Here is a 13,087-nt window from a genome sequence, read left to right as displayed (position 1 = left end):
CGTCAGCCCAGGAGCCGGAGCAGTTCGTCGGCCAGCGGGCCCGAGGAGGCCGGGTTCTGTCCGGTGGCGAGGTTGCGGTCGACGACGACGTGCGGCTTCCAGGGCTCGCCCTCGACGAAGTCGGTGCCGATCCCGACCAGCCGGTCCTGGAGCAGCCACTTCGCCCGGTCGGCCAGCCCCGCCTGGGCCTCCTCGGCGTTGGTGAAACCCGTCACCCGGTAGCCCGCGAACGGCGAGCCGCCGTCGCCGTCGTCGGCGGCCAGGAGTGCGGCCGGGGCGTGGCAGACCACGCCCAGCGGCTTGCCGGAGGCCAGGGCGGCGGTGAGCAGCGCCCCGGAGCCGGCGTCGACGGCGAGGTCCTCCATCGGTCCGTGGCCGCCCGGGTAGAAGACCGCCGCGTAGTCGTCCAGGTCGACGTCCTCCAGGCGGACGGGACGGCGGAGCTCCTCCATCGACTCCAGCGCGGCGGAGACCTCCTTGGCCCCCTCCTCCCCGCCGTTGGCGTCAGGGGAGAGGCTGCCCTGGTCCACCGGCGGCACGACGCCGCCGGGGGTGGCCACGGTGATCTCGTGCCCTGCCGCGGTGAGCTTGCGGTACGGGGCGACGGCCTCCTCGGCCCAGAAACCGGTGGGGTGCGGGGTGCCGTCGGCCAGCGTCCAGTGGTCGGCGCCGGTCATGATGAACAGGATCTTGGCCATGGTGTCCTCCGGGAGTCACGGGCCTCGCGGCCTGATGGTTCACACGACCTGACGTTGTCCGTGCGGTCCGTCAGGTCGTCGACGCTCTCGAACGTAGGGCTCCTGGCATCGAATGACCAATAGGCATGCCACGATCCGACATAGAGACTTTGATGGATGGCGTCGGTGCGGACGGCGCGGGGGGCGCCGGGCCCGGCCGGGGCGGGCCTGTGGGCGCCGAACACGCCGGTTCCCGCCCGCCGGGGCGGGTGCGCCGGTGACCGGTCTCTCCCGGGGGAGTGACGCCGGGAACCGTCAGTCCCCCGCGGCGTCCGTGCGGCGCAGGCGGCTGTTCTCGTCCTGGAGGTGGAGGATCTGCTCGATGCCGGTGAGGTTGACACCCTGCCCGAGGAGTTCGCTGATCCGCCGCAGGCGCGCGATGTCGTTGTCGCTGTACAGGCGGGTCCCGCCCCGAGTGCGGGTCGGGGAGAGCAGCCCGCGCTGTTCGTACAGGCGCAGGGACTGCACGGAGACGCCGGCGAGCCCGGCGGCCACGGAGATGGTGTACAGGCCCTGGTCGGGCCGGGGGCGGGCGTCGGTCATCGGCGTGGTTCCTTCCGGGGTGCGGGCAGCGCGGCGCCGAGGTGTTCCAGTGCCGCGCGCTGGTCGGCCGAGAGGGGGCCGGCGGGGACGTCGATCGCGACGGCGAGGACCAGTGCCCCCGTGCCGCCGCGGCCGGGAACGCCCTGGCCCGGAAGGGTGATGGTAGCGCCCTGCGCCGTACCGGGTGGAACGGGCACACGGAGCACCCGGCCGTCCAGCGCGGTGATCGCGGCCTCCGTCCCCAGGACGGCTTCGGCGTAGCCGAGCGGGAGCGTGGCGCGCAGGTCGCGGCCGACTCTGCGGAAGACGGGGTGGTCCGCCACCAGCACCGTCACGACCAGGTCTCCGGGCGCCCCGCCGTGTGCGCCGGGGGCGCCGCGACCCGGGAGGCGGAGCCTGGCGCGGTGCTCGGTGCCGGGCGGCACGGCCACGGTCAGCGTGTCGCCGCCACCGAGGTCCAGGTCGGCGGTACCACCGTGCACCGCCAGGGGCAGGCCGACGCGCAGCGGAGCCGTGAGGTCGGCGCCGCGGCGCGGTCGGGCACGGCGGACGCGCACGGGAATGGGCACGCCCCGGCGCGGCGGGGCGGCGCGCTCGGCGCCGGGACCCGCTCGCGCGCGAGACCCGGCGAGGGCCTCGTAGGCGTGGCGGACGCGCGCGTAGGCGGCCCGGTCCCCGCCGGGCGCGTCGGGGTGGTGGCGCAGGGCCAGCGCCCGGAAGGCCCGGTCCACCTGCTCGCGCGTCGCGCCCGGCCGCAGGCCGAGGACGGCGTGGGGGTCGTCCGGATCCTTCATCTTTCCTCCCTTGTCCAACATGGATGATCCCCGTCACTTGGCATGTTTATTCTCTGCTATCTGTGGTAGAAAACATGCGTGAGGTCGCATCAGGTCTTGTGATCGAGCACAGGAGGTGACCATGATGCTGATGCGTACGGACCCCTTCCGAGAATTCGACCGGATCACCCAGCGCCTTCTCGGCGACACGGTCCGCCCGGGCGCCATGCCGATGGACGCCTACCGCGAGGACGACACGTTCGTCGTCAGCTTCGACCTGCCGGGAGTGCGGCCCGACTCCATCGACCTGGAGATCGAGCGCAACGTCCTGACGGTCCGAGCCGAGCGCGCCGCGACCGCCTCGAAGGGGCGCGAGATGGTCATCGCCGAACGCCCCTCGGGGACGTTCTCCCGCGAACTCTTCCTCGGCGAGTCCCTCGACGGGGACAACATCACCGCGGACTACGCGGACGGAGTCCTCACCCTGCGCGTGCCGGTGGCCGAGCAGGCCAAGCCGCGCAAGATCAGCATCAGTGAGGGCGACGGCCAGGCGCGGGAGATCAGAGCCTGAGCGGGACGGCACGGGGGGACGGCGCCATCCGCCGACACGTGGAGGAGGGCCGGGCACGCCCCGGTCCTCCACCGCGGGGCGGCCGCACCGCCCTCCCCACGCGGATACGTATCGGTCGCGGAGTGAAGGGACGGCACGGATGAACACGATGCGCAGGAGCCGGGCGGCGGCCGAACACGGGCTGCGCCGGTCCCCGGACGAGCACACGCACCTGCGGTGGGTCGGACTCTTCCAGGCGCTGCGCGCCTACGAGGAGGCGCTGTCCGCCGGTCCGGCCGCCGTCGGCGAGCGCCTCGCCCGGGTCCGGGCCGTCGTCGAGGACCTGATCGGCACCGACGCGGACGTGTTGTCGGGGCTGTCCGCCGTGACCCCCGCCCGGGCCGTGGACCAGGCCCTGGCCGACGCCCTGTGGCGGAGCCTGGGCGCGCGGCCCGTTCTGGCACTGACCTGAGGCCGTTCGGCGCCGCCGGGGACCCGCTGGTTCCCGGCGGCGCCGAACGGTCGGCCGCGCGCGGCGGCGTCACCCGCCCGTGTTCTTCGGCCGGTTCGCCGGAGTGCCCGGTCGCGGCCGCTCAGGCCCCGCCCGGTGAGAGTTCCAGGTAGTCGATGTTGGGCAGGCCCTCGGAGCCGGTGGCCACGAGCCGGACGCCCGTGTCGCCGGAGCCCACGGGCACCGTGACCGTCGTCGTCGCCCAGTTCCCCCACGCGCCCGTCGCGGCGAACGGGATCGACTCCACGGTGGAGCCGTCCACCACCACCTCCGCCGGCCGGTGGCCCGAACCGCCGTTGGCGTACCCGATCACCAGAGTCGCGGCCGGGCCGTCGGTGTCCACCGTGAACCGCGCCGACGCACCGGAGGCGTTGTCGGTGTTGCAGAATCCGCTGCCGGAGTATCCGGGGTGATCGGCGTCGATGGTGCCGTCGCAGGTGGCCGGGGCGTGCTCCGCCTCATAGCGCCCGGACACCGGTACGCCCCCACCGGTGCCGTCACCGAAGTCGGCGCCGAGGTTCGCGTGGTCACGTGGGCGCAGGAAGTCCGTGGCCGGGATCGAGCCGTCCGCGGCGCGCGGTCCCGTGATGACCGAGGCCGAGGTGCCGACCAGGTCGGCGTCGCTCCAGCGGTCCTTGAGGTCCCACGAGTTGCCGTCGCCGCCCGAGGAGCCGAGGTCGACTCCGGCCCCGTTGGCCACCGACAGGTTCCGGTGCAGCGCCGAGGCCGACCGGTCGAAGACGAACCCGCTGCCGCCGTTGGCCCAGGCGGTGTTGTCCTCCAGGCGCAGCGAGCCGGTGTTGCCGTTGTCGATGAACCCGCCCGCGGCGTTGTCGAAGGCGATGCTGTTGCTGACGGTGTGGTTCGCCGCGCCGCGTCCGAGTTTGAAGCCGTTGCCGTCGCCCTCCCAATCGGGGAAGCCCCAGCGGTCGACCCCGTTGCCCCAGGCGACGGAGTCCTCGACGCGGATCGGGGTGAGGAAGTCCCAGGAGTCGAAGCCGTCGTCGGCGTTGTTCCACATCCTGGCGCCGATCACGACGTTGCCCGAGCCGGACCCCTGCTTGATGGCCAGGCCGTCGGCGCTCTCGCCGTTCTTGCGCGGGTCGCGGTTGCCGTGGCTGTCGAGGTTGACGACCTGGTTGTCACTGGAGTCGAGCACGAGGTGCAGCCCGGTCTCATAGTTGTCGCGGGTGACCAGGTCCTCGTAGACGTTGTGGCTGGACTCGATGGCGAAGATCCCATAGGGGCCGTTGGTGATCTCCAGGTCCTCGAAGCGCCACCAGTCGCCGCTGACGTGGATCGCGCCGCGCTCGATGCGCGGGTAGGACTCGCCGACCGGTGCGGGGGTGTTGGGCATGTTCTCGCCGTCGATGACGACCTGCTCGCCGTCGTAGGCGCGCATGGTGATCGGCTGCGAGGACGTGCCGCTCTTCTCGATCCGGATGTTGACGCCCGGGGCGTAGGTGCCGCCGCGTATCCGGATCACGGTGCCGGGCTCGGCCAGGTCGACGGCGCGTTGGATGGTGCGCAAGGGGGCCGCGACGGTGCCGGGGGCCGAGTCGCTGCCGTCGGTCGCGACGGTGAGCGTACGGTCCCGGGCGGTGGCGGGCGGCGTCGGCGCGACCGCCGTGAGTGGAACGAGTACCGCCACCGCCAGGGCGAGGCGCAGCGCCCGCGACGGTGCGCCTCGGGCGGGAAGACTGCTGGACCGCATGGTCGATGACACCTTTCTCGAGACCGATGGGGGAGCGAACCGCGGCCGCGGCGGAGATCGGCGGCGCGGCCCGGGTGCCGATACCCGGAGTGGTCGGCCCGCCCGGGTCGTTCGGACGGGCCGGCCGGCGTATCAGTCGGCTCCGGCTCGTGCGGCCGGATCGGTCACAGGTCGACCTCGCTGCCGCCGATGGTCACCACGAGGCGGCCGCTGGAGTCGAAGCTCCAGTCCAGGGACCCGGAGTACTGGGAGCAGCGGGAACCGTTGGAACCGTCCCAGAACTGGTTCGAGCCGTCGGCGTCGCCCCTGTACCGGTCGCTCGACCCGCTGTCGCACGAGGTGTTGCCGCGGAACACCGAGTCGCCGCCGTCGAACTGGAAGTTGCGCTCCGCGTTGCCGATGCTCAGGTTGTTCGAGACCGTCATGGTGCCGGGGTTGGAGTTGTAGGTGAACCCGTGCTTGCCGTTCTCGTAGGCGATGTTGTGGTGGATGTGGTGGTCCACCGCGATGCCCGATCCGCCGAGCTTGTATCCGTTGCGGTCACCGTTCGAATGCTGGGAGCCGTCCGAGAGCGAGCCGTTGCCGTACACCAGCGAGTGCTCGATGGTCACCTCGCCGATCGGCCCGGTGTCCGACTTGGTGTACAGGTCGTAGCCGTCGTCGATGTTGTTGTACGCCACGGTGTAGCGGAACACGTTCCCTTCCCCGACGGTGAGCTTCGGGGCGAACCCGTCGGCGTCCTCACCGTCGGAGTCGGCGTTGTCGTGGGAGACCGAGCTGACGATCAGGTTGTTCGAGGGCCACTCCGTCCGGGGAGCCCCGGCGGTGTACCGCGACAGCTGCAGCCCGGTGTCGCGGTTGTGCCGGGTGGTCACCCGCTCGATGATGTTGTTGTCACCGCCCAGCAGGATGCCGTTGTCGCCCGCGCGCTCGACGACGATGCCGTTGACGTGCCACCAGTCGCCGCCGATGGCGAGTCCCCGGTTGGACGAGTCCTCGCTCTGGGCGGAGAAGTTCAGCACCGGGGTCTCACCGGGGTAGGCGAACAGTTCGTTGCGGTCGCCCGACAGCCCGTCGTTCCCCGGCTCGACGCGCACCGTCTCGGAGAAGTCGTAGGTGCCTCCGCGCATGTAGATCGACCCGCCGGGCTCGATCCGGTCGATCGCCGAAGTGAGTGTGGTCGGGTCGGACTCGGTACCGGAGGCGCCGGCGCTGCCGCCCGGGGCCACGAACAGTTCGTCGCCGTCCGGGGGCGGGGTGTCCCCGCCACCGCCGTCCGGGGGCGGGGTGTCGCCGCCCCCGTCGTCCGGGGGCGAGCCGGCGTAGGTCTCGAACTCGGCGACGCGGGGCGTACCGTTCGAGCTGGTGACCTCGAAGTCGATCTTGCGCAGCGACGTCGGGGCGAAGGTGATGACACCCGCTCCGCTGCCGCTGGTCAGGACGTCCCCGGAATCGTGGTCGACGACCCGCCAGGAACCGATGTTGCCCTCGGCCCCGGCCGCCTCACGGATGTTGATCGAGGACACCGTGGTGTCGGAACCCCACTTGACCGAGATGCGGCCGGTCGAGCCGGTCGGCGACCAGTAGGAGCCCATGTCACCGTCGACGACGTTCCCGTAGCTGGTCCCGCTCGCCTTGCTCGAACCGTCGGCACCGGCCCCGGCACTGAGGTTCGTGCCGTCGTTCTGAGCGGCGATACCCGTGGGAGCCCCGGCCTGCGCCGATGCCGTGGACACCGGCACGGCGAGGGCCGCCACCAGGGTCGCGGCGGCCAGCGTCGGCACGAGTCGACGCGTGATCGTTCGTCTCACAGTTGACCCTCCTTGGGGGATGAGCATGTGGGGTGGCTCACTCCCGAGCGTAGAGAAAGCGCTTTCCCTGTCAAGGGGGGTTAATGCAACCGTTTGTAGGAGCTTCGAGTGTCTCCGTTGTCCATCACGCTCTCCACCTGCGACATCACGGCATCGGGTATCGGTTTCGGGATTCGGCTCGTCGAAGGATGCAACCGCTTGAACCGCTCATCGCCGATGCGGCGATCCGGACGCGGGGGCCGCCGCGCCGGTCGGGCCGGAGACCCCTGTCGCGCGGGCGTTCGGTGGCCGATGGCGCGAAACGCTGCTGACGTCGTGTTCTGCCGCGTTCCGCTGGTATAGCGTCGCATCCGCCCCGGAGATCAGGTCCGCCGCTACGCCTGGAGCCCCGATGACGCAGACCAGTCACCAGAGCGCGGCCGACGCTCCGACGGCCGTGCGCAGGGGCCGTGCCGCCGTCGGCTGGCTCTCCGCCACCGACCACAAGGTCGTCGGCCACCTCTACCTCGTCACGTCCTTCGGCTTCTTCCTCGCCGGGGGCGTCATGGCCATGCTCATCCGCGCCGAACTGCTCTGGCCCGGCATGCAGACGCTCTCGCCGGAGGCGTTCAACGCCCTGTTCACCATGCACGGCACGGTGATGATGTTCCTCTTCGCGACCCCGCTCTTCGCCGGGTTCGCCAACGTCATCATGCCGCTGCAGATCGGTGCGCCCGACGTCGCCTTCCCCCGGCTCAACATGATCGGGTACTGGCTGTTCCTCTTCGGCGGGCTCATCGTCATGGGCGGGTTCCTGACGCAGGAGGGCGCGGCGAGCTTCGGCTGGTTCGCCTACATCCCGCTCTCGGATGCGGTGCGCTCGCCGGGACTGGGCGGCGACCTGTGGGTGATGGGCCTGATGGTGGCGGGCCTGGGCACGATCCTCGGCTCGGTCAACTTCATCACCACGATCATCGGCATGCGGGCCCCGGGCATGACCGCGTTCCGCATGCCGATCTTCACCTGGAACGTCCTGTTCACCTCGATCATGGTGCTGATGGCCTTCCCCGTGCTCACGGGCGCGCTGGCCGCCCTGGCGGCCGACCGGATGCTGGGAGCCCACGTCTTCGACGCCGCGCACGGCGGCGCGATCCTGTGGCAGCACCTGTTCTGGTTCTTCGGCCACCCCGAGGTCTACATCGTGGCGCTGCCGTTCTTCGGCATCATCACCGAGGTCATCCCGGTGTTCTCCCGCAAACCGCTGTTCGGCTACAAGGGCATGGTCGCGGCGACGATCGCCATCACCGGCCTGTCCATGACGGTGTGGGCGCACCACATGTTCGCCACCGGAGCCGTACTGCTCCCCTTCTTCTCGTTCCTGTCGTTCCTCATCGCCGTGCCCACCGGCATCAAGTTCTTCAACTGGATCGGGACGATGTGGCGCGGCCAGCTCACCTTCCCCACGCCGATGCTGTTCGCACTGGGCTTCCTCGCCACGTTCCTCTTCGGCGGGCTCACCGGCGTCATCCTGGCCTCGCCGCCGCTGGACTTCCACGTCACCGACACCTACTTCGTGGTCGGCCACTTCCACTACGTGCTCTTCGGCACCGTGGTCTTCGCGATGTTCGCGGGCTTCTACTTCTGGTGGCCCAAGTTCACCGGGAAGATGCTCGACGAGACCCTCGGCAGGTGGCACTTCGTGACGCTGTTCGTCAGCTTCCACGCGGCGTTCGGGATCCAGCACTACCTGGGTGTGCGGGGCATGCCCCGCCGCTACGCCGACTACCTGCCCTCCGACGGGTTCACGTGGATGCACCAGGTGTCCAGCGTCGGGTCGTTCGTGCTGGGCGCGTCGACGCTGCTGTTCCTCTACAACGTGTGGCGCACCGCGCAGCACGGCGAGCGCGTGGAGGTCGACGACCCCTGGGGCTACGCCTGCTCCCTGGAGTGGGCGACCTCGTGCCCGCCGCCCCGGCACAACTTCACCTCGCTGCCCCGCATCCGCGGGGAGCGCCCCGCCTTCGACCTGCACCATCCCGAGGCCGCCGACTCCCGCGCCGAGACGGAGCGGAGCTGACCCCGGAGCCGCCGCACGCGGCCTCAGCAGGGATCGGGGCGCTCCGGGCCGGTGCGCCCCTCGTCGGACGGGGCGCTCTCCTGATCCGGGGTGCCGTCGTCCGCGTCGGGATCGGCGGCGGAATCGGCCCCGGCCGCGGGCCCGCTCAGGAGCGGGTGCTCCGCGACCTCGTAGCGCCGGATGTAGGTGCCGATGAAGGCCTGCAGGCTCGCGCCCATCGGCAGCGCGAGCAGCGCACCCGGCGCGCCGAGGATCGCGACGCCCGCCAGGACCGAGCCGAACGCCACCGCCGGGTGCATGTCCAGGGTCCTGGCGGTGATCCGGGGCTGGAGCAGGTAGTTCTCGAACTGTTGGTAGACGATGACGAACACCAGCACCCACACCGCGGCCCAGGGGCCCTGCAACAGGGCCACGAGGACGGGGACGGCACCGCCGATGTAGGTGCCGGCGGTGGGGATGAACTGTGACAGCACACCGACCCACAGCGCCAGCGCGACCGCGTAGGGGATGTCCAGCGCGACCAGCAGTACCCAGTGCGCGACCGCGCAGACCAGTGCCATCAGTGCCCGCGAGTACAGGTAGCCGCCGGTCTTGTCGATCGCGATCTCCCACGCGCGCAGCACCTCGCGCTGTGTGCGCGGCGGCAGGACCGAGCAGATCACCCGGCGGAAGCGCGGTCCGTCCGCGCACAGGTAGAAGGTGAACAGCGCGATCGTCAGCCCGTTGAAGAGCAGCGCCAGAACGGTCGTCCCCGCCCCCAGGACGTTGTTGGCGATGCTCGACGCGTACTGCTCGACCACACCGGTGGCGCTGGACACCTGGTCGATGAGGTTGGTGGGGGAGTAGTCCGTGCCGAAGGACGTGTTGAACCAGTCCAGTCCGGCGCGGAGCATCGCGGGCACCTCGGCGGCGAAGGCCAGCACCTGCCCGATCAGCATGGACCCGAGCAGGCTCAGGAAGGCCCCTGTCAGCACCAGGACCAGCAGCATGACGGTGCTCGTGGCGAGACCGCGCGGCCAGTGGTGCCGGTGCAGCCAGTTCACCGCCGGTTCCAGCGCGAGTGCGAGGAACAGGGAGATCAGCAGGAGCACGATGAGGCCCTGCAGCTGGAGGAACAGCCACAGCACGACGCCGAACGCCGTGATGATCCACATGGCCAGCATCATCGCGCGGGGCAGCCACGGAGGCATGCCGCCGTGGCGGTCGGCGCGCTGGGCGGGGCGGGGTGTGGCACTCGTGGGCACGTCGGGTCTTCCCTCTCCGTTCAGCCCACAGGTGTCTTTCGCCGCGAGCCCGGGACTCCTCCCGTTCTACCGGACGACAACGGTTCTCGTGGCCCGTCGGTTCCGGTCGAGGTACCGGTTCCCGTGACCGGGGCGGTCCGGACCACCGTCACGGGCGGCTCACGCCGCCCCACCCGCCGGTCAGGGCGGCGCCGGTACGCGGCCCGGGTGGAAGGTGATCGCCGGGCGGTTCGTCGTGTCGTCGATCCGCACGGTGGCGTCGACCTCGTAGACGCGCGCGATGAGTTCCGGGGTCAGGACGTCGGCCGGCGTGCCCGCCGCGACGGCGCGGCCGTCCTTGAGGACCAGGACGGTGTCACAGAACATCGCCGCCAGGTTGAGGTCGTGCAGGGCCACGACCGTGGTCAGCGGCAGTGCGCTGACGAGCTGGAGCAGGTCGAGCTGGTAGCGGATGTCCAGGTGGTTCGTGGGTTCGTCCAGGAGCAGTTCCCTCGGCTCCTGTGCGAGCGCGCGGGCGATGTGCACGCGCTGCTGTTCCCCGCCGGAGAGCCGGTGCCACAGCTCGCCCGCCTTGGAGGTGAGCCCGGTCCGGTCCAGGGCCTCGGACACCGCGCGCGCGTCCGCCTCGCGGTCGCCGCCGAACGTGCTCCGGTGCGGGATACGGCCGAGGGCGACGATGTCGTACACGGTGATGTCCACGACCGTGTCGGCGTGCTGCGTGACGACGGCGAGCGCCCGTGCCGTCTCCCGCCGGGACAGGCCGGCGAGCGGTGTCCCGTCCAGTGTGACCGCGCCCGCGGTGGGCCGTACCGCACCGGCGAGCAGCTTGATCAGCGAGGACTTGCCCGACCCGTTGGGTCCGAGCAGCCCCACGGTCTCTCCGGTCCGCGGGGTCAGGGACACCCCGTCCACGACGAGCCGACCGCCCCGGTTCCACGTGACCTCTCGGGTCCTGAGTGTCACAGGGTCCTCCTGCGGCGGAGCATGATGGCGATGAAGACCGGCACGCCCACCAGGGCGGTGCCGACGCCGACGGGCAGGGGCGAGGGGGAGAAGACCACCCGGGAGAGCGCGTCCACCCACACCATGAAGACCGCGCCGATCAGCGCGGTCACCGGGACCAGGCGGGTGTGGCGGGGCCCGGTGAGGAACCGGGCCGCGTGCGGGAGCACGAGGCCGACGAATCCGATGGCGCCGGCCACGCTGACCAGCACCGCTGTGAGCAGCGCTGTGGCGATCATGAACATCGCGCGGGCCCGCCGTACGGAGACGCCCAGCGAGGAGGCGACGTCGTCACCGAAGGCGAACGCGTCCAGGACCGGGGCGCGCACGAGGCAGAGGACCGCTCCGGCGACGACGGCGAGCCCGCACAGCCAGACGTCGTTCCACCGCACGCCCTCCAGCGACCCGAGCAGCCAGAACATCACCCCGCGGGCCTCGTCGGAGTCGGCGAAGGCGAAGACGACGAACGAGGTGAGCGCGGAGAAGAGCTGTGTCACCGCGATCCCGGCCAGGATCACCTTGTCGTTGCCGCCGCCGGCCATCCGTGCGATGAGCAGGACGACGGCGAAGGCGGCGGCGGAGCCGAGGAACGCACCCCCGGAGAGACCGATCACGGATCCGCCCACGCCCAGGACGCCGACGACGACGGCGCCGGTCGAGGCGCCGGAGGAGATCCCGAGGACGTAGGGGTCGGCCAGGGGGTTGCGCAGCAGCGACTGCAGGATCACCCCGCACAGGCCGAGCCCCGCGCCGCAGGCCGCGGCCACCAGTGCCCGGGGCAGGCGGTCGTCCCACACGATGGCGTTCTTGGACACGCGGACCGGGATGTCGGTGATCCCGAGGTGGTTGAGGACGATGTCGCGCACGTTGACCAGCGACACGTCGGCCGGACCGAGCGTGATGGCCACGCCGACCGAGACGAGGAGCAGCGCGAGCGAGCCCGTACCGATGCCCAGGAACCGCAGCCGCGATCCGCCCGGCGGGGTGTGGGCGGGCGCGGGCGCCGTCCGGACGGGGCCCGCGCCCGGGTCGGCGGTGGGCGTGGGCCTCACTCGGTCGCCTCGAACGAGCGCAGCCCGTCGGCCAGGGCCTCCAGCCCGTCGATCGTGCGGATCGACGGGTTCATCTCGGCGCCGTGCAGGGAGACGAACCGCTCCTCGCGCACCGCTGTGAGGTCCCTGGTGACGGGGTCGGTGCTGAGGAAGTCGATCTTCTCCTGCAGTTGGTCGCCGGGCCAGCGCTCACGGCTGAGGTCGCCCAGGACGAGGACGTCGGGTTCCCGGTCGACGAAGCTCTCCCACGTCGTGGCGGGCCAGTCGTCGTCGAGGTCGGCGAACACGTTGGTGGCGCCGACCTCGGTGGCCAGCAGGTTCGCCGATCCCTTCCCGCCTGCGACGTAGGGCGTCCGCAGGTCCGCGAACCAGAAGGCGATGCTGGAGCCCGAGGAGTCGACGTCGGCGAGGGCCGCCTGGCGGCGGTCCTCCAGCTCCGCGACCAGTTCCTCACCGCGCTCGGAGACGTCGAAGATCCGCGCGAGTTCGCGGATCTCCTGGTACAGGGAGTCGATGGTCAGCGGTTCGGTGCGGGTGCCGCCGCCGTTGATGCTCGTTCCGCCGTCGCAGTCGGTCGGCGACAGGTAGGTCTCGATCCCGGTCTCGGCGAACCGGTCGCGTTCGGCCACGCCGCCCTGGGCGAAGTGGCGGCCGAACGACGCCGTCACGAAGTCGGGGTCGGTGTCCAGGGCCACCTCGTAGGTCGGGGCCTCGTCCGCCAGCCTGGGCACCTCGTCGTTGGCTCGCGCGAGGTCCTCCAGGACGGGGTCGGTCCAGGACGCCGTGCCGACCATGCGCTCCTCCAGCCCGAGGGACAACAGGATCTCGGTCGACCCCTGGTCCAGGGACACGACCCGCTGCGGCGCGGCGTCGAAGGTCACCTCCTGGCCGCAGTTGTCCACGGTGAGCGGGTACTGCGTCGCGCCCTCCCCGGTGACGGCGGTCTGCTCCGGAACGGGCTCCGAGGCCCCGCAGCCGGTCAGGGCGGCCACGATGAGCGCGGCGCTCACCGTGGCCAGGGGGTCGCGTAGGGTCACTGTCACTGATCCGTCCTTTTCCTCCGAAGCCAGGGGTCCGGGCACGACCGCCGTGGA

At 71.3% G+C, this 13,087-nt stretch carries 12 protein-coding genes; 3 read left to right on the top strand and 9 right to left on the bottom strand.

Annotated features, from left to right (window positions below; all coding sequences use genetic code 11):
* Nucleotides 1–2 precede the first annotated feature (2 nt).
* From M1P99_RS03580 to M1P99_RS03570, 3 genes are all read right to left on the bottom strand, one after another.
* Nucleotides 3–698 (bottom strand): type 1 glutamine amidotransferase domain-containing protein, encoded by a 696-nt coding sequence (locus tag M1P99_RS03580; protein WP_304451250.1) that lies wholly within the window; start codon nucleotides 696–698, stop codon nucleotides 3–5.
* Nucleotides 699–992: 294 nt separating this feature from the next.
* The gene (locus M1P99_RS03575) at nucleotides 993–1,280 is read right to left on the bottom strand and encodes a MerR family transcriptional regulator (protein WP_304451249.1); all 288 of its coding nucleotides are present in this window, start codon (nucleotides 1,278–1,280) and stop codon (nucleotides 993–995) included.
* Nucleotides 1,277–2,074 (bottom strand): DnaJ C-terminal domain-containing protein, encoded by a 798-nt coding sequence (locus M1P99_RS03570; protein WP_304451248.1) that lies wholly within the window; start codon nucleotides 2,072–2,074, stop codon nucleotides 1,277–1,279. The genes M1P99_RS03575 and M1P99_RS03570 overlap by 4 nt, the downstream gene beginning before the upstream one ends.
* A gap of 121 nt (nucleotides 2,075–2,195) precedes the next feature.
* Here M1P99_RS03570 and M1P99_RS03565 point away from each other — a divergent pair, with 121 nt between their 5' ends.
* Nucleotides 2,196–2,624, top strand: a complete 429-nt coding sequence (locus tag M1P99_RS03565; RefSeq protein ID WP_304451247.1) for an Hsp20/alpha crystallin family protein — start codon at nucleotides 2,196–2,198, stop codon at nucleotides 2,622–2,624.
* A 139-nt stretch (nucleotides 2,625–2,763) separates the two neighbouring features.
* Nucleotides 2,764–3,075, top strand: a complete 312-nt coding sequence (locus tag M1P99_RS03560; RefSeq protein WP_304451246.1) for a hypothetical protein — start codon at nucleotides 2,764–2,766, stop codon at nucleotides 3,073–3,075.
* Between the two features lie 121 nt (nucleotides 3,076–3,196).
* Here M1P99_RS03560 and M1P99_RS03555 read toward each other — a convergent pair whose 3' ends face one another.
* Together M1P99_RS03555 and M1P99_RS03550 are read right to left on the bottom strand one after the other, a co-directional pair.
* The gene (locus M1P99_RS03555) at nucleotides 3,197–4,828 is read right to left on the bottom strand and encodes a right-handed parallel beta-helix repeat-containing protein (protein ID WP_304451245.1); all 1,632 of its coding nucleotides are present in this window, start codon (nucleotides 4,826–4,828) and stop codon (nucleotides 3,197–3,199) included.
* Nucleotides 4,829–4,992: 164 nt separating this feature from the next.
* Entirely contained in the window at nucleotides 4,993–6,639 is a 1,647-nt protein-coding gene (locus M1P99_RS03550) for a right-handed parallel beta-helix repeat-containing protein (RefSeq protein WP_304451244.1), read from the bottom strand.
* 391 nt (nucleotides 6,640–7,030) lie between these two features.
* Here M1P99_RS03550 and ctaD point away from each other — a divergent pair, with 391 nt between their 5' ends.
* Nucleotides 7,031–8,695: a cytochrome c oxidase subunit I gene (gene ctaD, locus M1P99_RS03545; protein WP_304451243.1), complete on the top strand. Its 1,665-nt coding sequence runs from the start codon at nucleotides 7,031–7,033 to the stop codon at nucleotides 8,693–8,695.
* Nucleotides 8,696–8,718: 23 nt separating this feature from the next.
* Here ctaD and M1P99_RS03540 read toward each other — a convergent pair whose 3' ends face one another.
* The 4 genes from M1P99_RS03540 to M1P99_RS03525 form a co-directional block, all read right to left on the bottom strand.
* Complete coding sequence (locus tag M1P99_RS03540; RefSeq protein ID WP_304455559.1) at nucleotides 8,719–9,885, bottom strand: AI-2E family transporter; 1,167 nt, start codon at nucleotides 9,883–9,885, stop codon at nucleotides 8,719–8,721.
* Nucleotides 9,886–10,119: 234 nt separating this feature from the next.
* Nucleotides 10,120–10,902 carry an ABC transporter ATP-binding protein gene (locus tag M1P99_RS03535; protein ID WP_304451242.1) on the bottom strand — a complete coding sequence of 261 codons (783 nt, stop codon included), beginning with the start codon at nucleotides 10,900–10,902 and terminating at the stop codon, nucleotides 10,120–10,122.
* Entirely contained in the window at nucleotides 10,899–11,906 is a 1,008-nt protein-coding gene (locus M1P99_RS03530) for an iron ABC transporter permease (protein ID WP_304455558.1), read from the bottom strand. Before M1P99_RS03530 ends, M1P99_RS03535 begins: the two co-directional genes overlap by 4 nt.
* Before the next feature lie 83 nt (nucleotides 11,907–11,989).
* Nucleotides 11,990–13,036, bottom strand: a complete 1,047-nt coding sequence (locus tag M1P99_RS03525) for an ABC transporter substrate-binding protein (protein ID WP_304451241.1) — start codon at nucleotides 13,034–13,036, stop codon at nucleotides 11,990–11,992.
* Nucleotides 13,037–13,087: the final 51 nt, after the last annotated feature.

The organism is Nocardiopsis sp. YSL2, from assembly GCF_030555055.1.
Classification (GTDB): Bacteria; Actinomycetota; Actinomycetes; order Streptosporangiales; family Streptosporangiaceae; genus Nocardiopsis.
This window is presented reverse-complemented; position numbering and strand designations above follow the sequence as displayed.

Excerpts from the sequence above, each read along its gene's own strand:
- M1P99_RS03560 (WP_304451246.1), top strand. The coding sequence starts at position 2,764 with ATGAACACGATGCGCAGGAGCCGGGCGGCGGCCGAACACGGGCTGCGC.
- ctaD (WP_304451243.1), top strand. The coding sequence starts at position 7,031 with ATGACGCAGACCAGTCACCAGAGCGCGGCCGACGCTCCGACGGCCGTG.
- M1P99_RS03575 (WP_304451249.1), bottom strand. The coding sequence starts at position 1,280 with ATGACCGACGCCCGCCCCCGGCCCGACCAGGGCCTGTACACCATCTCC.
- M1P99_RS03565 (WP_304451247.1), top strand. The coding sequence starts at position 2,196 with ATGATGCTGATGCGTACGGACCCCTTCCGAGAATTCGACCGGATCACC.
- M1P99_RS03570 (WP_304451248.1), bottom strand. The coding sequence starts at position 2,074 with ATGAAGGATCCGGACGACCCCCACGCCGTCCTCGGCCTGCGGCCGGGC.
- M1P99_RS03555 (WP_304451245.1), bottom strand. The coding sequence starts at position 4,828 with ATGCGGTCCAGCAGTCTTCCCGCCCGAGGCGCACCGTCGCGGGCGCTG.
- M1P99_RS03580 (WP_304451250.1), bottom strand. The coding sequence starts at position 698 with ATGGCCAAGATCCTGTTCATCATGACCGGCGCCGACCACTGGACGCTG.
- M1P99_RS03540 (WP_304455559.1), bottom strand. The coding sequence starts at position 9,885 with ATGCCTCCGTGGCTGCCCCGCGCGATGATGCTGGCCATGTGGATCATC.